19 protein-coding genes are annotated in these 19745 nt (G+C 73.0%); 1 reads left to right on the forward strand and 18 read right to left on the reverse strand.

All coding sequences use genetic code 11. The annotated features are described in order from the left end of the window. Positions 1 to 267: 267 nt before the first annotated feature. From dprA to Sdagh_RS12130, 15 genes are all read right to left on the reverse strand, one after another. On the reverse strand, positions 268 to 1398 hold the full coding sequence (gene dprA / locus Sdagh_RS12060; RefSeq protein WP_190077467.1) for a DNA-processing protein DprA: 1131 nt from the start codon (positions 1396 to 1398) through the stop codon (positions 268 to 270). 164 nt (positions 1399 to 1562) lie between these two features. Then, positions 1563 to 3182 carry a YifB family Mg chelatase-like AAA ATPase gene (locus Sdagh_RS12065; RefSeq protein WP_189419653.1) on the reverse strand — a complete coding sequence of 540 codons (1620 nt, stop codon included), beginning with the start codon at positions 3180 to 3182 and terminating at the stop codon, positions 1563 to 1565. Then, positions 3182 to 3544, reverse strand: a complete 363-nt coding sequence (locus Sdagh_RS12070) for a YraN family protein (protein ID WP_189419656.1) — start codon at positions 3542 to 3544, stop codon at positions 3182 to 3184. Before Sdagh_RS12070 ends, Sdagh_RS12065 begins: the two co-directional genes overlap by 1 nt. Positions 3545 to 3677: 133 nt before the next feature. Next, positions 3678 to 3986: a DUF2469 domain-containing protein gene (locus tag Sdagh_RS12075; protein ID WP_069765426.1), complete on the reverse strand. Its 309-nt coding sequence runs from the start codon at positions 3984 to 3986 to the stop codon at positions 3678 to 3680. Positions 3987 to 4042: 56 nt separating this feature from the next. Then, positions 4043 to 4639: an NUDIX hydrolase gene (locus tag Sdagh_RS12080; RefSeq protein WP_226535070.1), complete on the reverse strand. Its 597-nt coding sequence runs from the start codon at positions 4637 to 4639 to the stop codon at positions 4043 to 4045. Beyond that, a complete protein-coding gene (lepB, locus tag Sdagh_RS12085) occupies positions 4629 to 5399 on the reverse strand; it encodes a signal peptidase I (protein WP_190077412.1) in 771 nt (256 codons plus the stop codon). The genes Sdagh_RS12080 and lepB (Sdagh_RS12085) overlap by 11 nt, the downstream gene beginning before the upstream one ends. A 253-nt stretch (positions 5400 to 5652) precedes the next feature. Further along, positions 5653 to 6684, reverse strand: a complete 1032-nt coding sequence (gene lepB / locus Sdagh_RS12090; RefSeq protein ID WP_189419660.1) for a signal peptidase I — start codon at positions 6682 to 6684, stop codon at positions 5653 to 5655. Next, positions 6572 to 7675 (reverse strand): signal peptidase I, encoded by a 1104-nt coding sequence (lepB, locus tag Sdagh_RS12095; RefSeq protein ID WP_189419662.1) that lies wholly within the window; start codon positions 7673 to 7675, stop codon positions 6572 to 6574. The genes lepB (Sdagh_RS12090) and lepB (Sdagh_RS12095) overlap by 113 nt, the downstream gene beginning before the upstream one ends. Beyond that, complete coding sequence (gene lepB, locus Sdagh_RS12100; RefSeq protein WP_189419664.1) at positions 7668 to 8411, reverse strand: signal peptidase I; 744 nt, start codon at positions 8409 to 8411, stop codon at positions 7668 to 7670. The genes lepB (Sdagh_RS12095) and lepB (Sdagh_RS12100) overlap by 8 nt, the downstream gene beginning before the upstream one ends. Before the next feature lie 71 nt (positions 8412 to 8482). Further along, positions 8483 to 8833, reverse strand: coding sequence for a 50S ribosomal protein L19 (rplS, locus tag Sdagh_RS12105; protein ID WP_020942488.1), 351 nt, complete (start codon positions 8831 to 8833; stop codon positions 8483 to 8485). 136 nt (positions 8834 to 8969) lie between these two features. Further along, the gene (trmD, locus tag Sdagh_RS12110; RefSeq protein ID WP_189419666.1) at positions 8970 to 9803 is read right to left on the reverse strand and encodes a tRNA (guanosine(37)-N1)-methyltransferase TrmD; all 834 of its coding nucleotides are present in this window, start codon (positions 9801 to 9803) and stop codon (positions 8970 to 8972) included. Next, positions 9803 to 10348, reverse strand: a complete 546-nt coding sequence (rimM, locus tag Sdagh_RS12115; RefSeq protein ID WP_189419668.1) for a ribosome maturation factor RimM — start codon at positions 10346 to 10348, stop codon at positions 9803 to 9805. The genes trmD and rimM overlap by 1 nt, the downstream gene beginning before the upstream one ends. A 106-nt stretch (positions 10349 to 10454) precedes the next feature. Then, a complete protein-coding gene (locus tag Sdagh_RS12120) occupies positions 10455 to 10694 on the reverse strand; it encodes an RNA-binding protein (RefSeq protein WP_189419670.1) in 240 nt (79 codons plus the stop codon). Between the two features lie 2 nt (positions 10695 to 10696). After that, on the reverse strand, positions 10697 to 11116 hold the full coding sequence (gene rpsP, locus Sdagh_RS12125; protein ID WP_189419672.1) for a 30S ribosomal protein S16: 420 nt from the start codon (positions 11114 to 11116) through the stop codon (positions 10697 to 10699). Between the two features lie 201 nt (positions 11117 to 11317). Continuing rightward, positions 11318 to 11914 (reverse strand): hypothetical protein, encoded by a 597-nt coding sequence (locus tag Sdagh_RS12130; protein WP_189419674.1) that lies wholly within the window; start codon positions 11912 to 11914, stop codon positions 11318 to 11320. Between the two features lie 565 nt (positions 11915 to 12479). On the opposite strand from Sdagh_RS12130, the gene Sdagh_RS12135 reads away from it, so the two are divergent. Continuing rightward, positions 12480 to 13334, forward strand: a complete 855-nt coding sequence (locus Sdagh_RS12135) for an SAM-dependent methyltransferase (RefSeq protein WP_190077413.1) — start codon at positions 12480 to 12482, stop codon at positions 13332 to 13334. A 208-nt stretch (positions 13335 to 13542) separates the two neighbouring features. On the opposite strand, the gene ftsH is transcribed toward Sdagh_RS12135, so the two are convergent. The 3 genes from ftsH to Sdagh_RS12150 all read right to left on the reverse strand — a co-directional run bounded on the left by ftsH (position 13543) and on the right by Sdagh_RS12150 (position 19721). Then, positions 13543 to 15489 (reverse strand): ATP-dependent zinc metalloprotease FtsH, encoded by a 1947-nt coding sequence (gene ftsH, locus Sdagh_RS12140; RefSeq protein WP_190077414.1) that lies wholly within the window; start codon positions 15487 to 15489, stop codon positions 13543 to 13545. Between the two features lie 104 nt (positions 15490 to 15593). Continuing rightward, the gene (ffh, locus tag Sdagh_RS12145) at positions 15594 to 17144 is read right to left on the reverse strand and encodes a signal recognition particle protein (protein ID WP_189419681.1); all 1551 of its coding nucleotides are present in this window, start codon (positions 17142 to 17144) and stop codon (positions 15594 to 15596) included. 114 nt (positions 17145 to 17258) lie between these two features. Further along, positions 17259 to 19721 (reverse strand): [protein-PII] uridylyltransferase, encoded by a 2463-nt coding sequence (locus Sdagh_RS12150; RefSeq protein ID WP_189419684.1) that lies wholly within the window; start codon positions 19719 to 19721, stop codon positions 17259 to 17261. Positions 19722 to 19745 lie beyond the last annotated feature (24 nt).

Genomic DNA, 19745 nt, shown 5'->3' on the forward strand with positions numbered 1-19745 from the left:
TTCTGCCGTGTTCTGGTGCCGTCTGCGGACTGTCGGTCCGGTGTCTGGATGGTGCCTGTCTGCGCGGGGTCTTCACGGGGGTCTTCGTGAGCGTAGCGTGACTGGACTGTCGCGGTGTGCGAAGAGAGGGCGTCGAAGGGTGCGCAGATACGTTCCGTCGGACGCTCTCCCGATACCCGCCGATCGCTCTGTGTGATCACTCGAATACCTCAACTGCGGGAATTCCCAAGGGCGTAGGGGTTCCCCCGGACGGCCGAACACGCTCGGTCAGCATGGGTCGTGGGCCGTGCGGGTCGAGATCATCGCCTGGCGTGTCAACTTCCAGCCGTCGTCGTGTCGTTCGACGTAACCGAGTGCTCGAAGCTCGTACAGCCTCGCGATGGCGTCGTCCTGTGAGGTCTGTGCGCGGCGTGCGATCCCGGCGGGTGTCGCGCTGCCGCGCCCCGGCAGGGCTGCCAGGACCTGCCGGGCGCCGGGTTCGAGGAGGTCGGTGGGGAGGACGGGGCCGCGCCGGTCCGGGGCCAGTTCGCCGATGTCGCCGACCAGCTCGACGATCTCCGCGGCGTCGGTGACGAGGACGGCGTCGGCGCGCAGCAGTTCGTGGACTCCGGCGGAGAGGGCGCTGGTGGCCGGGCCGGGCACGCCCATCACGTGCCGGCCCAGGCGGCGGGCGGCCCGTGCGGTGACGAGGGAGCCGCTGCGGTGGGCGGCCTCCACGACGGCCGTGCCGCGGGTCAGCGCGGCGATCACCCGGTTGCGGAGGATGAACCTGCTGGGTGTCGGGTGCTCGCCGGGTGGCAGTTCCCCGACCACCAGGCCCTGGTCCGCGATTCTCCTGATCAGCTCGGTGTGGCCGCGGGGGTAGGGCCGGTCGACGCCGCAGGCGAGGACGGCGACGGTGGCCCCGCCGGCTCCGAGGGCGCCCCGGTGGGCGGCGCCGTCCACCCCGTAGGCGCCGCCGGAGACCACGACCCAGCCGCGCTCGGCGAGGTCGGCGGCGAGTCCGGCCGCCATGTGCGCCCCGTACGCGGTGCAGGCGCGGGCGCCGACCAGGGCGACGGATCTCAGGGCCCACATCCGCAGGCTGGCCCGGCCGCGGACCCACAGCCCGAGGGGCCGGGCGTCCCCCAGGTCGTCGAGCTGTCCGGGCCATTCGGGGCTGCCCGGTGCCACGAACCGCACGCCCGCGGCCCGCGCGGTGTCCAGGTCCCGGACGGGGTCGGCCCGCTCGGCGCGGGCTCGCAGTCCGGCCCAGCGCCGCTCGGTCGTGCCCGGCGGCGGGGGTCCGTCGCAGGTCAGCCGGCGGACCACCTCTCGTGTGCCGTATTCCCTGATCCACCGCCCGCCGGTCTCGTCGCCGGGTTCGATGACGCGGGTGAGGAAGACGCGGTCGAGCAGCGCCTCGTCCGCCTCTTCCTCGGTCCGCCCTGCTTCTTCCTCGGTCCGCCCCGCCTCTCCCCCGGTCCACCCCCGCGCTCCCCCGAGTCGCCCCGCGCCGTCCGGCCCGGTCGGTGCCCGGGCCGGCGCCTGGGCCGCCGGGCCGCCCTTCTCCTCCTCCGCGCTCACGTCATCGCCCCGATCGTCATGGGCGTGCCGCGCGGTACCCCGGTGCGCAGGTGCAGGGCCAGGGCGACGTCCCCGGCGTCCGGCCGGTCGTGGCCGGTGAGGTCGGCGACGGTCCAGGCGACGCGCAGCACCCGGTCGAGGCCGCGGGCGGTGAGGGCGCCGCGGTCGAGGCTGCGTTCGGCTTCGTCGAGTGCGCCCGGTACGGCGTACCAGCGGCTGCGCAGTTCGCGTCCGGGGATTTCGCTGTTGGTGCGCCAGGGGGTGCCGGCGAGCCGGGCGGCGGCGCGTTCCCGTGCCGCGCGCACCCGGTCGGCGACGGTGGCGGTGGATTCGCCGGGTGTGCCGCAGGCGGCCAGTTCGGTGCGGGTGACGCGGTCGACCTCGACCCGGAGGTCGACGCGGTCGAGCAGGGGGCCGGAGAGCCGGGACTGGTAGCGGCGGATCGCGGCGGGTGAGCACTCGCAGAGGTGGTCCCTCAGGGAGAAGCGTCCGCACGGGCAGGGGTTGGCGGCGAGGACCATCAGGAACCGGGCGGGGAAGCGGACGACGCCGGCGCTGCGTGCGATGACGACGTGGCCGTTCTCCAGTGGCTGCCGGAGGGCGTCGAGGGCCTGGCCGCTGAATTCCGGGGTCTCGTCCAGGAAGAGGACGCCTCGGTGGGAGAGGGAGACGGCTCCGGGTCGCGCGATGCCGGGGCCGCCGCCGACCAGTGACTGCATGGTCGCGGAGTGGTGGGGTGCGCAGTAGGGGGCGGTGTCGATGAGGGGCCTGCCGGGGGGCAGCAGGCCGGCGACCGAGTGCACGGCCGTGACCTCCAGGGATTCCTGGCGGGTGAGCCGGGGCAGGAGGGCGGGCAGCCGCTCGGCGAGCATGGTCTTGCCGGCGCCGGGCGGGCCTTCCAGGAACAGGTGGTGGCCGCCGGCCGCGGCGACCTCGGCGGCTGTGCGGGCCGCCGGCTGGCCCACGACGTCGGCGAGGTCGTGTCCGGGGTCGTAGGCGGCCGCGCCGGGCATGCCGGTGGCCGCGCCGGTGCCGGGGACGCGCAGTCCGGCCAGCAGTGGGTCGGGACGGCCCTGCTGGTCGGGTTCCTCTTCGGGTACGGGTTCGTCGGCGAGTACGGCGATGAGCTGGCGCAGGCTGCGGACGCCGAGCACGGAGACGCCGGGCACCAGGGACGCCTCGGCGGCGGCGCTCTCGGGCACGACCACCTGTTCGTATCCGGCGTCGGCTGCGGCCAGCACCGCCGGGAGGATGCCCCGTACGGGCCGTACCCGGCCGTCGAGGCCGAGTTCCCCGATCATGACGATGTCGGCGAGCACCCGGGGGTCGATCCGCTCGGCTGCGCCGAGGACGGCCGCGGCGACGGCCATGTCGAAGCCGCTGCCGCTCTTGGGCACGGATGCCGGGCTGAGGCCCACGGTCAGTTTCTTCTGCGGCCACTGCACGCCGGAGTTGACCACGGCGGCCCTGACCCGGTCCCGGCTCTCGGTGAGGCTCTTGTCGGGCAGGCCGACCAGGGTGAAGGCCGCGACGCCGGGTTCCAGGTCGGCCTGGACCTCGACGACGACTCCTTCGACTCCGGCGAGGGCCACCGAGCAGGTGCGGGCGAACGCCATCACGCCACCCCCCGCGCGTGTTCCACGACGGGTGCGCCGCGTCGCGGCAGGAGCACGCCGACGAGGTCGATGCGGACACCGCCGGGCGGTGTTCCGCCGTGGGTCTGGGTCCAGCGCTGGGCGAGGTCACGGAGCCGCTCGGCCTTCTCCGGGGTCACCGCGGCCATCGGGTGCTCGAACGGACCTGCCCTGCGGGTCTTGACCTCGCAGACGACGAGGGTGTCGCCGTCCTGGGCGACGATGTCGATCTCGCCGGTCCTGCCGCAGCGCCAGTTGCGCTCCAGGACGGTCATTCCGGCTTCGGCCAGCCTGCGGGCGGCGAGGGTCTCGCCGTACTTGCCCATGGCGCTTCGTGCGTTCATGTGGGCACCACCTCCGGCGCTCACGGTCACGCAGGCCGGCCGGTCGCGTCGGCCGCGGTGGACTACTCACCGGTTGTGGATAACCCCGTCACTCTTGCGGGTGAGTTCGTGGGCGGGCCGGCACCGGGCCGGCTCATCCGCCGGGGAGCTCCAGGTCGTTCTTGTTCAGCTCCTCGATGTTCACGTCCTTGAACGTGAGAACCCTGACCTGTTTCACGAAACGAGCCGGCCGGTACATGTCCCAGACCCAGGCGTCCGCCATGGACACCTCGAAGAACACCTCACCCTGGACCGAGTGCACCTGCATCTCGTAGTCGTTGGTCAGATAGAAGCGCCGCTCGGTCTCGATCACGTATTTGAACAGACCGACGACGTCTCGGTACTCCCGGTAGAGCTTCAGCTCCATCTCGGTCTCGTACTTCTCGAGGTCCTCGGCGCTCATGGCATGTTCCCCTTCAGCCGTGCGATCCCACCATTGTGCGCCAGGTCCGTGAGCCGCTAGACGATTTCGGTGTCAAGGGTCACCGGCCCGGCCGGTGGACCCTCGTCGAGCAGCGTGCGCAGCAGCTCGGCGAGTCTGGTCGGATACACCGTCTCACGGGCCCGGGCCAGTTCCCCGCAGGTCCACCAGCGTGCTCCGGCCACACTGCGCCGCTCCAGCTCGGTCAGGGCGGTGGGCGCGGTCTCGGTCCGGGTGGTGCGGGCCAGGTAGTACCACTCGTCCTGGTCCCAGCGGCGGCCGGCGAACGGGAAGGAGCAGCGGCGCCGCCACAGTACGGGCCCGAGGTCGATCTCGGTGATGCCGGTCTCCTCGGTGAGTTCCCTGCGGGCGGCCTCCTCGCGGGTCTCGTCGCCTTCGACGCCGCCGCCCGGGGTGAACCACCAGTCGTCGGCCGGGTCGTCCGGTTCGTGGCCGTGGAGCAGCAGGATGCGGTCCTCGGGGTCGAGCAGGACGACCCGGGCGACCTTGCGGAGTCCGTCCGGCCCGCCGGACGCGGCCGGCCCGTCCGTCTCGCCGTGCGCGTCCGGCCCGCCGGTCCTGTCCGGGCGGTCGGCGCGGCCGTCCTCGTCCGCCCGTGCCGTCTCAGCGGACACCGGTGACCCCCTTCCGGGCGCGGGTGCGCGCGGCCCGCTCGGCCAGGGGTGCGTAGGCGGCTCCGCCCAGGATCAGGACGACGCCGGCGACCACGGCCCGGACGAGGAGCCGCAGGGGGCCGGGGGAGGACAGGGCGCCGAGTTCCGCGAAGCCGGACGGGCGGGGCAGCATGCCGTCCAGGGGCCAGACGACGGCGTCGACGCGGGCGTCCACGGCGGAGCGGGCCACCGTGCCGCCGGCCGCGTCGGTCAGGTGGGCGGTGGAGTCCAGTGAGGTGCGGCGCTCGTCGCCGAGCAGGAAGAGGCGGCCCTCGGGGACGGTGACGCCGGCGAAGCCGCTGGCCTCGGCCGCTTTCCCGGCGGGCAGGTACGGCTCGTCGATCTCCTTGCCGTTGACCTCGAGCTTGCCGTCCTCGCAGCAGGAGACGGTGTCGCCGCCGACCGCGACGACGCGCTTGACCATGGGTGCGTCGGCCCAGGCGGCGTCCTTGAAGACGACGACGTCACCGCGGCGCACGTCGGCGCCGTCGACGCGCTGGGCGAGTATCCGGTCGCCGGCGCCGATGGTCGGGGTCATGGAGTCGGTCGGCACAGTGTACGGCCGGTAGAGCACGGCGCCCCAGGCGAAACCGCCGAGGAACAGCACCATGCCGAGGGCGACGGCGAGCCCGGACAGCCGCCGGGCGGTCCGGCCGGCCGCCGGTCCGGTGGTCGCGCCGCGCCCGCGCGGGGCCGTACCAGTCGTGCTCTCGCCACCCATGAGGCCGCACCTTACCGGGCGTCACCCTGCCTGGTCAGCCCTCATCGGCCCGGAGATCACGCGGCGGTCCCGCCACCGACGGCCGCACCGAACCTCCGCGACCCCGACGCCGGCATCGGCCCCCGTACTCGCGAAGGCGAAGGCAAAGGCGATGGCGAAGGCGTGGACCCGTACGCGCGAAACCACCGGCCCGTACGCGCGAAGGCACCGCTCCCGGCACCCGCGAAGGCACCGCCCCGCGAACCCATCCCGCTCAGCGCGTGCCCACCGCCGGGTTCCGCCGGCGCCGCCACAGCACGAACGGCACGGCACCGGCGAGGGCCAGTCCCTGGGGTGCCACGGACAGGGCGCCGGCGGCCGACGCCTGGTCGTTCAGTCCGGCCTGGTCGAAGGTGTCCGGGACGGGCAGCGTGCTCCAGTGGTTGACCGGCCAGGCGACGACGATCGCGCGGCCGATGACTTCCTTGACCGGGACCATGCCGTTGTTCTTGTCGGCCTGGTTGTAGCGGGAGTCCCGGGAGTTCTGCCGGTGGTCGCCCATGACCCAGAGGTAGCCCTCGGGGACCTTGACCTTGAACTGGCCGCCCTGGTCGTCGACGCTGCACGGGGTGTTGCCCTGGTAGACGTACGACGCCTCGTCCAGGGCCTTGCCGTTGACCTTGAGGGGTCCGGTGCCGTTGCACTCGACGGTGTCGCCGCCGACGCCGATGACGCGCTTGATGAGGTCCTTCTCCTCCGCGGACGGCATCAGACCGACCCAGCTGAGGACTTTCTGGAGGGCGTTGGGCTGGGCCGTCGGCTCGCCGGCCAGCCAGTCGGCCGGGTCGTGGAAGACGACGATCTCGCCGCGCCCGGGTTCGGAGCCGAACCAGGGCGTGAGCTTGTCGACGAGGACGCGGTCGTTGATGGTGAGCGTGTTCTGCATCGACGCGGACGGGATGGAGAAGGCCTGCACCAGGAAGGTCTTGATCAGCAGCGCGAGCACGAGCGCGATGCCGATCAGGAGGGGCAGTTCCTTCCAGAAGGAGCGCTGTTTCCTCGCCGGCCGGGCGGGCGGGGGCGGTGCGCCCCCCGGCCGCCGGCCGTCTGTTCCGTCCGGGCCGCCGGGGCCGTCGGGTCCGCCTGTCATCGCGCCGTCTCCGTCCCGGCCCCGTTCCCGGTCCGTCCCGGCGTCACTCCCGGGGGCCGGGGCGCCGTTCACGGCCGGGCCGGCCGCGTCCACCGGGCGCCCGGGGCCCTCCTCGCCGTCGTGCCCGGACCGTGCGCCCACCGCCACATCCCCCACGCCATCTCCTTACTCCGTGCCGCCGCCTGCCCCTCGAACGGCGCAGGCCCACCACTCCCATAACGAGCGGGAGTTCCGCAGGGATCGGGAGCTGGATCATCTCGTTCGAATCTTCGGGGGCCACACTATGCGACGGGGCCGGGGCGGCGGACGCCGTGGCGCCCGGGTCGGCCACGGAGGCGTAGGTGTCCGGCTCGTTCAGGGTGGTCCAGTGTCCGAACGGCCAGGCGATCACCATGGCGCGGCCGACCACCTCGTCCTCGGAGACGGTGCCGAAGTCGGTGTCCTGGTGGTAGCGGGAGTCCGCGGAGTTGGAGCGGTGGTCGCCCATCACCCACAGCCGGCCCTGCGGGACGGTCACGTCGAACCGGGTCTCGGAGGGGACGTCCCCGGGGTTGAGGTAGTCCTCTTCCAGGGGGGTGCCGTTGACGGTGACGCGGCCCTGGGTGTCGCAGCACTCGACCCGGTCGCCGCCGACCCCGACGACCCTCTTGATCAGGTCCTTCTCGTCGTCGGAGGGGAGCAGGCCGATGAAGACGAGTGCTTCCTTGACCTGTTTGACGACGACGGGGTCGTCTCCGCCGCCGGTGGGCTGTTCGTCCTGGAGCCAGCCGCCGGGGTCGCGGAAGACGACGACGTCGCCGCGCTGCGGTTCGGAGCCGAACCAGGGGGTGAGCTTGTCCACCAGGACCCGGTCGCCGATCCGGATCGTCTGCTCCATCGAGCCCGACGGGATCACGAACGCCTGCACGAGGAACGTCTTCAGTACGAGGGCGATCACCACGGCGACGCCGATGAGGAGGGGTATCTCCTTGACGGCGCCGCGCCGCCGGCGCCGTTTGACCTTGCGCTGGAGTCTGCGCCGCTCCGCGCGGGTGCGTCCGCGTCCGGAGGCGCCGCCGGCGGGTCCTGCGGTACGCCGTGACCCGGTCGGCAGGAGGTTCTCCGCGGGGCTGCTGGGCGTGCCCCGGGGTTTGCCGCGGCTACCCATCCGCGTCCTTCGCGTGCTTGGCGTCCTTCGCGCCCTTCGCGGCGGGTACGGACGCGTAGGCGCCGGGCCGGTCCAGGACGGTGGCGTGGCCGAAGGGCCAGACGATCCAGTCGGCGCGGCCGACCACGTCGTCCACCGGGACCATGCCGCCGCCGGGCGAGCCGAGGTGGTCGCGGGAGTCGCTGGAGTCGGCGCGGTGGTCGCCGAGGACGAAGAGGGTGCCGGCCGGCACCACGACGTCGAAGGCGACGGTGGAGGGGCTGTCGCCCGGGTACAGGAACGCCGACTCGTCCACCGGCCGTCCGTTCACCTGGACCCTCCCCTCGTCGTCGCAGCAGGTCACGTGGTCCCCTCCGACCCCCACGACCCGTTTGATGTAGTCACCGTCCCCCCAGGTGCCGGTGCCGTCGAACACCACGATGTCGCCCCGCCGCGGTCCGGCACCGAAACGGTACGCCACCTTGTTCACGACGACCCGGTCGCCGACCCTCAGCCCGCGCTCCATGGAGCCGCTGGGGATGCGGAAGGGCTGGATCACGAAGGCGGAGAGCAGCAGCAGGAACAGCAGGAGGACCAGCAGGGTCACGGTGATCCAGCCGCCGGGGATCCACGCGGCGACCGCGCCCGGATACGCGGAACGCGACCGTCCCTCCCGGGGCTCCGGTTCCGGGGGTGACCCGGGGCCGGAGGGGCGGGAGGAGCGGTCGCGCTCCGTCTGCTGTGCTTCGTCGTCCATATCGGAGCCCGATGCTATCCGGCTCCGATGTGGATCTCGGCGCGAACCTCGTCGTGAGGTCCCGAGGCGACTCAGCTGTCGCGCTTCTCCTTGATCTTCGCGGCCTTGCCGCGCAGCTCACGGAGGTAGTACAGCTTGGCGCGACGGACGTCACCGCGGGTGACGAGCTCGATCTTCTCCACGATCGGGGTGTGCACCGGGAAGGTGCGCTCGACGCCGACGGAGAAGGAGACCTTGCGGACCGTGAAGGTCTCGCGCACGCCGGAGCCCTGGCGGCGGATGACGACGCCCTTGAACTGCTGCACGCGGGAGCGGTTGCCCTCGATGACGCGGACGTGCACGTTGACCGTGTCGCCCGGGCGGAAGGCGGGGATGTCGCTGCGCAGCGACGCGGCGTCGACGGTGTCGAGCAGGTGGGACATTTCGTCTGCTTTCCTCGCTGATGCCACAGGTCATCAGCGGAAACTAGGTGTTCGATGAGTGAGTGCCGTGCGGGCCGGGCGGGCGTCGTCTCCCCCTGTGGCAGGGGCGCACGCCGGCCGGGCGCACAACAGCCGCCTATTCTTCCACGCCGGGTGTCCTGCGCCAAAATCGGCCGTACGGTTTCCCGGCGGGGTCCGGTTCCCAGCCCAGGATGGAGAGCATCTCCCGGTCCTTCTTGTCGAAGCCCGCGGGGTCCGCGCCCTCGATCAGGTCGGGCCGGTGGGTGGTGGTGCGCTTGAGGGCCTCGTCGCGGCGCCAGCGGGCGATCCTGCCGTGGTGGCCGCTGAGCAGGACGTCCGGGATCTCGCGTCCGCGCCAGTGCGGGGGCTTGGTGTAGACGGGGCCTTCGAGGAGGCCGGCCATGGCGCCGGGTGCGAAGGAGTCGTCCCGGTGGGACTCGGCGTTGCCGAGGACGCCGGGCAGCAGCCGGGCGACGGCCTCGGTGACGACCAGGACGGCGGCCTCGCCGCCGGCCAGCACGTAGTCGCCGATGGAGACCTCGTAGACGTCCATCCGGGTCGCGTACTCGTCGATGACGCGGCGGTCGATGCCCTCGTAGCGGGCGGGGGTGAAGAGGAGCCAGGGGCGCTCGGAGAGGTGGACGGCGAGTTCCTGGGTGAAGGGCCGGCCGCTGGGCGTGGGCACGATGAGGGCGGGCGCGTGGGAGCCGGTCTCGTAGCCGTCGGCCAGGACGGTGTCCAGCGCCTCGCCCCAGGGATCGGTCTTCATCACCATGCCGGGGCCGCCGCCGTAGGGGGTGTCGTCGACGGTGCTGTGCCGGTCGTACGTCCAGGTGCGCAGGTCGTGGACGTGGACGTCGAGCTGTCCGCGGGATCGTGCCTTGCCGACCAGGGAGACGTTGAGCGGTTCCAGGTACTCGGGGAAGATCGTGACGACGTCGAGCCTCATCAGGCTTCTTCCTCGCGTGCGGAGGCGATCTCGGCGCGGTCGTCGATCAGTCCGGGCGGCGGGTCGATGACGGCGCGCTGCTGCTCCAGGTCGATCTCGGTGACGATCTCGGAGACGAACGGCACGTACACCTCGCTGCCGTCGGGCCGTTCGACGACGAAGAGGTCCTGGGTGGGCAGGTGGGAGATCTCGGTGATCCGGCCGACCTCGGTGCCGTCGGCGAGGACCACGTCGAGGTCCATCAGCTGGTGGTCGTAGTACTCGTCCTCCTCCTCGGGCAGCTCGTCGGGGTCGACGTCGGCGATGAGGAGGGTGTTGCGCAGTGCCTCTGCGCCGGTGCGGTCGGTGACGCCCTCGAAGCGCAGCAGGAGCCGGCCGCTGTGGACGCGGCCGGTGGCGATGGTGAGCGGCCCGGTGGCGGCGGGGTCGGTGGCCAGGACGGCGCCGGGTGCGAGCCGCAGCTCCGGTTCGTCGGTGCGGACCTCCACGGTGACCTCGCCCTTGATGCCGTGGGCACGGCCGATGCGAGCGACTACCAGCTGCACTGTGCTTGTTCTCCCGATGTCGGATTCGACTGGTGATGGCCGGATACGACTGCGGGCCGGGGAGAGCCCAGTGGCCCTCCCCGGCCCGAGCCGGTGCTGCGTGACGTCAGCGGACGTGGTCCACGTCGACGAGGTCGACGCGGATGCCGCGACCGCCGATGGCGCCCACGACGGTGCGCAGGGCGCGTGCGGTGCGGCCGTTGCGGCCGATCACCTTGCCGAGGTCGTCCGGGTGGACCCGGACCTCGAGCACACGACCGCGACGCAGGGTGCGCGAGGCCACCTGCACATCGTCGGGGTTGTCGACGATGCCCTTCACGAGGTGCTCGAGAGCCTCCTCGAGCATGCTCAGGCCTCGGACGAGGAGGACTCGGCCGCGGCGTCGTCCTTCTTGTCGGCCTTCTTCTTCTGGGTGATGGCCTCACCCTTGCCCTCGTCGTCGCCACCGAGCGCCTCGAAGGACGGACGGGCCGCCTTCTCGGCCGGCTGGAGCAGCGGCGCCGGGGCGGGCTCGCCCTTGAACTTCTGCCAGTCGCCGGTCTTCTTCAGGATGGCGAGCACGGGCTCGGTCGGCTGGGCGCCGACACCGAGCCAGTACGCCACGCGCTCGGCGTCGACCTCCATCACCGACGGGTTGTACGTCGGGTGGTACTTGCCGATCTCCTCGATCGCACGGCCGTCACGGCGGGTGCGGGAGTCGGCGACGACGATGCGGTAGTGAGGCGAACGGATCTTGCCCAGACGCTTCAGCTTGATCTTGACTGCCACGGGAGTGGGTTCTCCTGGAATTGACGTGGGTTGGGCACGGCGGAGATGCCGCGTGGGGTTGCGGTACCCGAGTGCCCGACGGACGCGTCAGCCGGAGGAGAGAGGGGTCCTGTGCGGCTGTCGAGTACAGCTAGCCATTGTGCCACACCCCGAGGGCCGCTTCCGGCCGGGGGTGCCGGGCCGGAAGCGGCCGTACGGGGTTCAGCCGGCCGCCGCGCCCACCACCTCCGGGATCCGGAACGGCTTGCCGCAGCCGCCGCACACGATCGGGGCCTGGGCCAGTACGGAGGGGACGACCCGTACGTTGCGCCCGCAGTCGCAGACCGCCTTGACCCGTACGCCGCCGCCGGAGGAGCCGTGCCGGGCGGCCGGGCCGCGGAAGGTGCGGACGGAGTCGGTCGCGGTCGCCGCGGTGTGCGCCTTCAGGGCGCGCTGGAGGCGCTCGATGGTCGGGCGGTAGCGGCGCTTGGCGTCGGGAGTCAGCGTGACCAGGGAGAAACCGCTGCTGGGATGCGGTTCCTCGGGGTGGTCCAGGCCCAGCTCCTCGGCGATCGCGAGGAATCGCCGGTTGTGGTACCGGCCGGCGCGGGATGTGTCGCGGACGCCGCGCGCCGCGGCGATGCCGTGGACTGCCTCATGGAGCAGTCGTTCGAAGGAGAGTTCGTGCCCGCAGGCGGACGAGGACTCTCCGATCAGGGACTCGGGGGCGGCAAGATCGGGCAGCTCGGGGTGGTGCCGCTGAATATCGGCCCACGCCTGCGCCAGCTCTGCGGCGAGAACAGGTGGTGTCGTGCTCACGTAATGACAACGAGCCGAGGTGCCCCTGTGTTCCTATTCCGGGGCATCCCAAATATTTTGCTCGTACCCGTCAGTTTCCGTTGATGCGTCCCGACGAGGGCGGGTGCGCTGATCTGCGGAGAAGCCTCACAGCTCACCGCAAGGTGGTGCGTAGGCCACCGTACGTGTCGGCGCGTAGCCCCTGTCCGGGCGCCGGTGTGCGTGGGGTGCGCGCGGGCGCAAGTGCCCTTTCGGCCGCCCTGCGACGGAGGGGGACGCCACCCCGCAGGCGTGCGACGCACAGGACGTTACCGGGTCGGTGCCCGGCGCCCGGCACCGCCCCGGCCGCCTCGCCCGGCCCGTGCCCGGTACCGCGCCGGTTACCGGAAGCCGTGCCCGGTACGGGCGCCGGTTACCGGAATGTGAATTCTCGCCACTTCCCCGGGGATCGGGCCGATCGGGGCCCCCTACCACTGGACGCCACGGCGGGCCGGGAGTTACCTGGCATACGGGGGGAGAGCGAGCGCGACTCACGGGGGCGACGCATCGGCACAGCGGCACTACTCGGCGATTGGGGCGCTTACCTATGACTCCTACGCTCGTGCGGCAGAACCTGCCTCGCGCGGATGCGCGACCCCGCGTGGAAGGCTCACGCGCGCGTGACTGGTCCGAGATCCAGGAGCGGATGCTCGTACCGCTCTACGAGGCCGTCTACGCACGGCTCGGTGTGGGGCCCGGCACCCGGTTGCTGGGGCTGGGCTGCGGTTCCGGGCTCGCGCTGCTCATGGCGGCCTCCCGGGGCGCGGTGGTCACCGGTGTGGACACCGGCTGCGCGGAGCGGCTGGACCTCGCGCGCGAGCGGCTGCTCCCGCGGTCGGGGGACGCGCGGCCGGCCGCGGCGGCCCGGATCGTCGAGGGCTCGCCGCGGGATCTGCGGCACGCGCGCGTACCGGCGTTCGGCCTGGTGACGGTCTTCGAGCCGGTCGGGTGCCGCGCGGGTGACGCGGAGGGCCTGGGTGAGCTGCTCGCCGAGGCGGTGCCGTTCGCCGGGCGCGGGGCGGCCGTGGTGCTGGCCGGCTGGGGACCGCCGGAGCGGTGCGCCACGACGTCCGTGCTGCGGGTGGCCGCCCGGCTCGCCGAGCCGCTGCGCGGTCCGCGCGGCTGGCGTCCCGCGCACCGCGACGACCTGGAGGAGGTCGCCGGGCGGGCCGGGCTGCGGCCGGACGGCTCGGGCCGGGTGGCCTGCCCCTTCGGGTACGCCGACGTGGACAGCGCGGTCCGCGGTCTGCTGTCGACCGGGCTGTTCGACGCGGCCATCGGCGCGACCGACCGGGCCCAGGTGGACAAGGAGGTCACCGAGGCGCTGCATCCGCACCGGCGGCCGGACGGCACGGTGTGGATGCCGAACGTCTTCCGGTACCTGATCGCGCGCGTGCCCTGAGCCGGGCCGGGCGCACCGCCCCGGGGCGCTCCCGGGCCAGGTCGTGTCCGCGAAGTCCCTCCCGCGATGCCTGGCACGCCCTCTCGCCGTGCCGGACGCAGTCCGGGGCACGCCCGGCGAGGGACTGCCTCCGGCACGGCGGGAGCACGCGCCGGACGCCGCGTGAGCCGCCCTCCGGGCGGACGGAGGGACGTCGCGGACCCGGGGCTCAGGGTCGCGGGGTGTCCACGCGGAGCCGGGTGACGCCGGCGATGCGGTAGGCGTCGGCCTCGTCGAGGGTCTCGCCGTCGAGCAGCGCCCCGGCGAGGGCGTCGAGCCGGCCGCGGTTCTCGCGCAGCTTGCGGCACGCCTCCTCGTAGCAGGCGTCGACGATCCGTCGCATCTCGGCGTCGATGGCGTCCAGGGTGCCGGGGGCGGCGGCCAGGCCGTACGCCTGCTGGGCGTCGTCGGGGAGGGCGGAGAGCCGGCCGACCCGTTCGCTCATGCCCCAGCGGCCGACCATGCCGCGGGCGAGCCGGGTGACCTGTTCGAGGTCGCTCTCGGAGCCGGTGGTGACGACGCCGTAGACGACGTGTTCGGCCGCCATGCCGCCGAGCGCGCCGATGATGCGGCCGCGCAGGTACTCCTCGGTGTACGCGTACCGGTCGGCGTCCGGGGTGGACAGCGTGACGCCCAGCGCGCGGCCGCGGGGCACGATGGTGATCTTGCGGACGGGGTCGGCGCCCGGTTGCAGCATGCCGAGCAGGGCGTGCCCGCTCTCGTGGTAGGCGGTGCGCCGGCGTTCCTCCTCGGGCATCACCAGGGGGCGTTCCGCGCCGAGCTGCACCTTTTCCAGGGCGTCGGAGAGGTCGGCGGCCGTGACCCGGTCCTGGCGGCGCTTGACGGCGAGCAGGGCGGCCTCGTTGGCGAGGTTGGCGAGTTCGGCGCCGGTCATGCCCGGGGTGGTGGCGGCGAGCTGTTCGAGGTCGACGTCGTCGGCGAGCGGGATCTCGCGGGTGTGGATGCGCAGGATGGCCGCCCGGCCGCCCCGGTCGGGCGGGGAGACGGTGACGACGCGGTCGAAGCGGCCGGGGCGGGTCAGTGCCGGGTCGAGGATGTCGGCGCGGTTGGTGGCGGCGATGACGACGACGCCCTCGGCGCCGGAGAAGCCGTCCATCTCGGTGAGGATCTGGTTGAGGGTCTGTTCGCGTTCGTCGTGACCGCCGACGCCGGAGCCGCCGGAGCGGGCCCGGCCGATGGTGTCGATCTCGTCGATGAAGATGATCGACGGGGCCACCTTGCGGGCCTCGGCGAACAGTTCCCGCACCCGGGAGGCGCCCACGCCGACGATCATCTCGATGAACTCGGAGGCGGAGGCGGAGAAGAACGGCACGCCCGCCTCCCCCGCGACGGCGCGTGCGAGCAGCGTCTTGCCGGTGCCGGGCGGCCCGGACAGCAGTACGCCGCGGGGCATCTTGGCGCCGAGGCGGCGGTAGGCGTCGGGGTGCTTCAGGAAGTCGACGACGTCGTTCAGCTCGCCCTCGACCTCGTCGATCCCGGCCACGTCCGCGAAGGTGGTGCGCTGCTTGCCCGGTTCCAGTTCCACCGGTTTCGGCGGTGCCTTGCGGCCCAGCATGCCGCCCGCGCCGCCGCCCAGCGCGCCCCGCATCCGCCGGGCGATGACCACCCACAGCACGACCAGGAGCAGCATCGGCGCGAGGGAGATCAGCAGGTTGGCGAGGAAGCTGCGGTGCTGGACCACCGGTTCGGCGGTCACCGTGACACCGTTCTTGGTCAGGTCCGCCCACAGCCGGTCGTCCGCGAACGTGGGCCGTTCGGTCTGGAACTTGGTGTAGGTCCCGTCGCCCTCGGGGTTGTCCCGGGCCTTCTTGAGCTGGCCCTGGATGGCGTCGCCCTTGGCGTAGATCTTGCTGACGTTGCCGTCGTCGACCTGCTTGCTGAACTCCGTGTAGGAGATCGTCGGCTCGTCGCCGCCGTCGAAGAAGGACAGTACGAGGTTGGCGATGAGGTAGACGACGAGCGCGGTGAGGACCAGGCTCCACCAGCCGCCGCGCGGCCGGCGTCCGCCCCCGGGCGGCCCGGGCGGCTCGTCGGGCGTGCCCTCGGTGCGCCAGGGCGGCTCGGGGGCCTTGCGCGGCGGAGCGGGATGGGTCATATCCGGACGTTACGACAGGAAGGCCACGCCCGCAGTCGCGTGTACGTCACCGGGGGCGCCCCCGTGCGAGGGGCGCCCCCGGTGACGTGCCGACGGGGAATCCGTCAGCCCATGAACTTCTTGAACTCGTCGGGCAGCTCGAAGTCCTGGCCGCCCTGCTGCGGCAGGTTGAACGCGCCGCCGTTCTGCGCGGCGGCGGCGCGGCGGGCGGCCTCCTCCTGCTCCTGCTGCTTGCGCTTCATCGGGTTGCCGGAGCGCTGCTTGCCCTTGGCCTTCTTCTGCTGCTTCTTCTGCCGGCCGGGGCCGCCGCCCATGCCGGGGATGCCCGGCATCCCCGGCATGCCGCCGCCCTGGGCCATGCGGGACATCATCTTGCGGGCCTCGAAGAACCGCTCGACCAGGTTCTTCACGGCGCTGACGTCGACTCCGGAGCCCTTGGCGATACGGGCGCGCCGCGAGCCGTTGATGATCGTCGGGTCCTGGCGCTCGCCCGGAGTCATCGACTTGATGATCGCGGCGGTGCGGTCGACGTCCCGCTCGTCCAGGTTGTTGATCTGGTCCTTGATCTGGCCCATGCCGGGCAGCATGCCGAGCAGCTTGGAGATGCTGCCCATCTTGCGGACCTGCTCCATCTGGGCGAGGAAGTCGTCCAGGGTGAAGTCCTGGCCCTTCTTCGACGCCAGCTTGGAGGCCATTTTCTCGGCCTCTTCCTGGCTGAACGTCTTCTCCGCCTGCTCGATCAGGGTGAGCAGGTCACCCATGTCGAGGATGCGGGAGGCCATCCGGTCCGGGTGGAAGGCGTCGAAGTCGTCGAGCTTCTCGCCGTTGGAGGCGAACATGATCGGCTTGCCGGTCACCGAGGCGATCGACAGGGCGGCGCCGCCGCGGGCGTCGCCGTCGAGCTTGGAGAGGACGACACCGTCGAAGCCGACGCCGTCGCGGAACGCCTCGGCGGTGTTGACCGCGTCCTGGCCGATCATCGCGTCGACGACGAAGAGGATCTCGTCGGGCGAGACGGCGTCGCGGATGTCGGCGGCCTGCCGCATCAGCTCGGCGTCGATGCCGAGGCGGCCGGCGGTGTCGACGATGACGATGTCGTGGACCTTGGCCTTGGCGAACTCGATGGAGTCCTTGGCGACCTTGACCGGGTCGCCGACGCCGTTGCCCGGCTCGGGCGCGTAGACGGCGACGCCGGCCCGCTCGGCGACGACGCTGAGCTGGTTGACGGCGTTGGGGCGCTGGAGGTCGCAGGCGACCAGCAGCGGGGAGTGCCCCTGCTCCTTCAGCCACCGGCCGAGCTTGCCGGCGAGGGTGGTCTTGCCCGCGCCCTGGAGGCCGGCCAGCATGATCACGGTCGGCGGGTTCTTGGCGAACCGCAGGCGCCGGGTCTCGCCGCCGAGGATGGTGACCAGTTCCTCGTTGACGATCTTGAGGACCTGCTGGGCGGGGTTGAGTGCCTTGGAGACCTCGGCGCCGAGCGCGCGCTCCTTGACGTTCTTGATGAACGCGCGGACCACCGGGAGGGCGACGTCGGCCTCGAGGAGCGCGATGCGGATCTCGCGGGCCGTGGCGTCGATGTCCGCCTCGGACAACCGCCCCTTGCCGCGCAGGCTCTTGAAAGTCGCTGAGAGGCGATCGGAGAGTGTATCGAACACGGCGGCGTCGGTCCTCGGAGTCGGGGGCGTTTCGGGCTGCCCTCCAGGGTATCCGTCCTGACGAGCAAATCGTCCCCACCCACCGGACGAGTGAGCGGGCGGGGCGGTGCAGGGTCACCCCCGGAGCATCTCCTCCAGCGTCCGCGCCACCGACACCGCTTCCTCCCGCGGCAGCGGTCCGCCCTCGGCCGGCGTCACGTAGAACGCGTCGACGGCGTTGGCGCCCAGCGTCGAGACGTGTGCGCTGCGCACCCGTACGCCCGCCTCCTCCAGCGCCCGGCCGATCCGGAACAGCAGACCCGGCGCGTCCTGGGCGCGGACCTCGAACACGGTCGCGGAGCGGGACGCGGCCGGGGCGACCGTCACCCGGGGCGGGGGCGCGACCACGCCCCGGCGCCGCGGGTAGGCGGCGTCGCGTTCGGCGAGGCGGGCGGCGATGTCCAGGGAGCCGTCCAGGGCGCGGACCAGGTCGGCGCGGAGCCGGGCGGCCTGCGGCAGCGAGCCGTACTCGGCGGCGACCCGCCAGTCGAGGAGCAGGGCGGAGCCGTCGACGCCGTCCGGCAGCGGCAGGGCGCGCAGTTCGGCGGTGCGGACGGTGAGGCGGTGCACGGCGAGGACCCCGGCGACGGCGGGGAGCACGCCCGCCTGGTCGGGTACGGCGATCAGCAGCTCCACGCCGAGCGGTTCCTGCTCGCCCGGCGCCTGCGCGGGCGCCTCGGCGGGAGGTTCCGTCTGGGCGCGCAGGGCCAGGACCGGCCCGCCCGTGCGGAAGGCTTCCAGGGCGAGCCGTTCCTGCTCGGCGGTGGGCGCGGCGGCCTCCGGGTCCTCCAGGGGGTCCCCGGAGAGCACCGCGGAGACCCGTTTGACCAGGTCGGCGACGAGCGAGCCGCGCCAGGCGGACCAGGCGGCGGGGCCGGTGGCCAGGGCGTCGGCCTCGGTGAGGGCGTGCAGCAGTTCCAGGGTGCTCTGGGTGCCGACCGCCTCGGCGACCGCCCGTACGGTGGCCGGGTCGTCCAGGTCGCGCCGGGTGGCGGTGTCGACGAGCAGCAGGTGGTGGCGTACGAGGGTGGCGAGGACGGCGGCGTCGGCGGGGTCGAAGCCGATGCGGACGGCGACGTCCTTGGCGATGATCTCGCCGGCCACCGAGTGGTCGCCGGGCCAGCCCTTGCCGATGTCGTGCAGCAGGGCGGCGACGAGCAGCAGGTCGGGGCGGTGGACGCGGCGGGTGAACGCGGCGGCGCGCACCGCGGTCTCGATGAGGTGCCGGTCGACGGTCCAGACGTGCACGGCGTTGCGCTGCGGGCGGCAGCGCACCCGCTCCCAGTCGGGCAGCAGCCGGGTGACCAGTCCCTCGGCCTCCAGGGCTTCCCAGACCTCGACGGTGGGCCGGCCGGAGCCGAGCAGGGTGACGAGCTGTTCGCGGGCCTCGGCGGGCCAGGGCGTGGGCAGGGGGCGCACGGTGGCGGCGAGGCGGCGCACGGCGTGCAGGGAGAGCGGGAGTCCGGCCTGCGCGGCGGCGGCCGCGGCGCGCAGCGGGAGGACGGGGTCGCGTTCGGGGCGTGCGGCGCGGGCGAGCACCACCTCGCCGTCCTGTTCGACGACGCCCTCGGCGAGCGGGGAGCGTTCGGGGGCCGGTTTGCCGCCGCCGAGCATGGCGCGCAGCCGGGGCCGTACCGACCGGGCCCGCAGGACGCGTCCGACCTCGCGCCAGGTGACGTCGCTGGCGTAGGAGACGAGGCGGGCGGACTCGTAGACCTGGCGGAGCAGGGTGTCGGCGTCGAGGAGGCCGAGTTCGGCGGCGACCTGGTCCTGTTCCTGGAGGGCGAGCCGGTCGGTGGCGCGGCCGGTGACGAGGTGGAGGGCGTCGCGGACGTCGAGGAGGAGGCGGCGGGCGGCGGCGAGGCCCTCGCGGGGGGCGTCGGCGAGCCAGGAGGCGGCGACGGCGCGCAGGGCGGTGGCGTCGCGCAGTCCGCCGCGGGCCTCCTTGAGGTCGGGTTCGAGGAGGTACTGCAGTTCGCCCTGGCGTTCGGCGCGTTCGGCGCAGAGTTCCTGGAGTGCGGGGAGGCGCTTGGGTGCCTGGTTGCGCCAGTCGGCGAGGACGGTGGTGCGCAGCGCGGCGGTCTGGCCGAGGTCGCCGGCGAGGTGGCGGGCGTCGAGGAGACCGAGGTGGACCTTGAGGTCCTCGCCCGCGGTCCGGCGGGCCTCGGCGGGGGTGCGGACCGAGTGGTCGAGGGCGAGGCCGAGGTCCCAGACGGGGTACCAGAGGCGGTCGGCGAGCGCGGCGACCGCCTTGTCGTCGTGGCCGTCGTGCAGCAGGAGCAGGTCGAGGTCGCTGCGCGGGGACAGCTCGCCGCGGCCGTATCCGCCGACCGCGACCAGGGACACGCCCCGCAGGCCCAGTTCGCCGGCCGCGGTGTCGAAGAGGCCGGTGAGCCATTCGTCCGTCAGTGCGGAGAGGGCGGAACGGCGCGGCGGCCCGGACCGCGCCCCCTCGGTGAGGAGGCGCAGCCGGGCCGCCGCGTAGCCGCTGGGTCCCGAGTCCTCTGCTTCTGTCGTCGTCACGTCCGTGCGTGTCACCCAGCGACTCCTGTTCGTCCGTCG

Source organism: Streptomyces daghestanicus (genome assembly GCF_020521275.1).
Taxonomy (GTDB): domain Bacteria; phylum Actinomycetota; class Actinomycetes; order Streptomycetales; family Streptomycetaceae; genus Streptomyces; species Streptomyces griseoviridis.

Excerpts from the sequence above, each read along its gene's own strand:
- Sdagh_RS12065 (WP_189419653.1), bottom strand. The coding sequence starts at position 3,182 with ATGGCGTTCGCCCGCACCTGCTCGGTGGCCCTCGCCGGAGTCGAAGGA.
- Sdagh_RS12070 (WP_189419656.1), bottom strand. The coding sequence starts at position 3,544 with ATGAACGCACGAAGCGCCATGGGCAAGTACGGCGAGACCCTCGCCGCC.
- Sdagh_RS12075 (WP_069765426.1), bottom strand. The coding sequence starts at position 3,986 with ATGAGCGCCGAGGACCTCGAGAAGTACGAGACCGAGATGGAGCTGAAG.
- lepB (WP_190077412.1), bottom strand. The coding sequence starts at position 5,399 with ATGGGTGGCGAGAGCACGACTGGTACGGCCCCGCGCGGGCGCGGCGCG.
- lepB (WP_189419662.1), bottom strand. The coding sequence starts at position 7,675 with ATGGGTAGCCGCGGCAAACCCCGGGGCACGCCCAGCAGCCCCGCGGAG.
- lepB (WP_189419664.1), bottom strand. The coding sequence starts at position 8,411 with ATGGACGACGAAGCACAGCAGACGGAGCGCGACCGCTCCTCCCGCCCC.
- rplS (WP_020942488.1), bottom strand. The coding sequence starts at position 8,833 with ATGTCCCACCTGCTCGACACCGTCGACGCCGCGTCGCTGCGCAGCGAC.
- trmD (WP_189419666.1), bottom strand. The coding sequence starts at position 9,803 with ATGAGGCTCGACGTCGTCACGATCTTCCCCGAGTACCTGGAACCGCTC.
- Sdagh_RS12120 (WP_189419670.1), bottom strand. The coding sequence starts at position 10,694 with ATGCTCGAGGAGGCTCTCGAGCACCTCGTGAAGGGCATCGTCGACAAC.
- Sdagh_RS12135 (WP_190077413.1), top strand. The coding sequence starts at position 12,480 with ATGACTCCTACGCTCGTGCGGCAGAACCTGCCTCGCGCGGATGCGCGA.
- ftsH (WP_190077414.1), bottom strand. The coding sequence starts at position 15,489 with ATGACCCATCCCGCTCCGCCGCGCAAGGCCCCCGAGCCGCCCTGGCGC.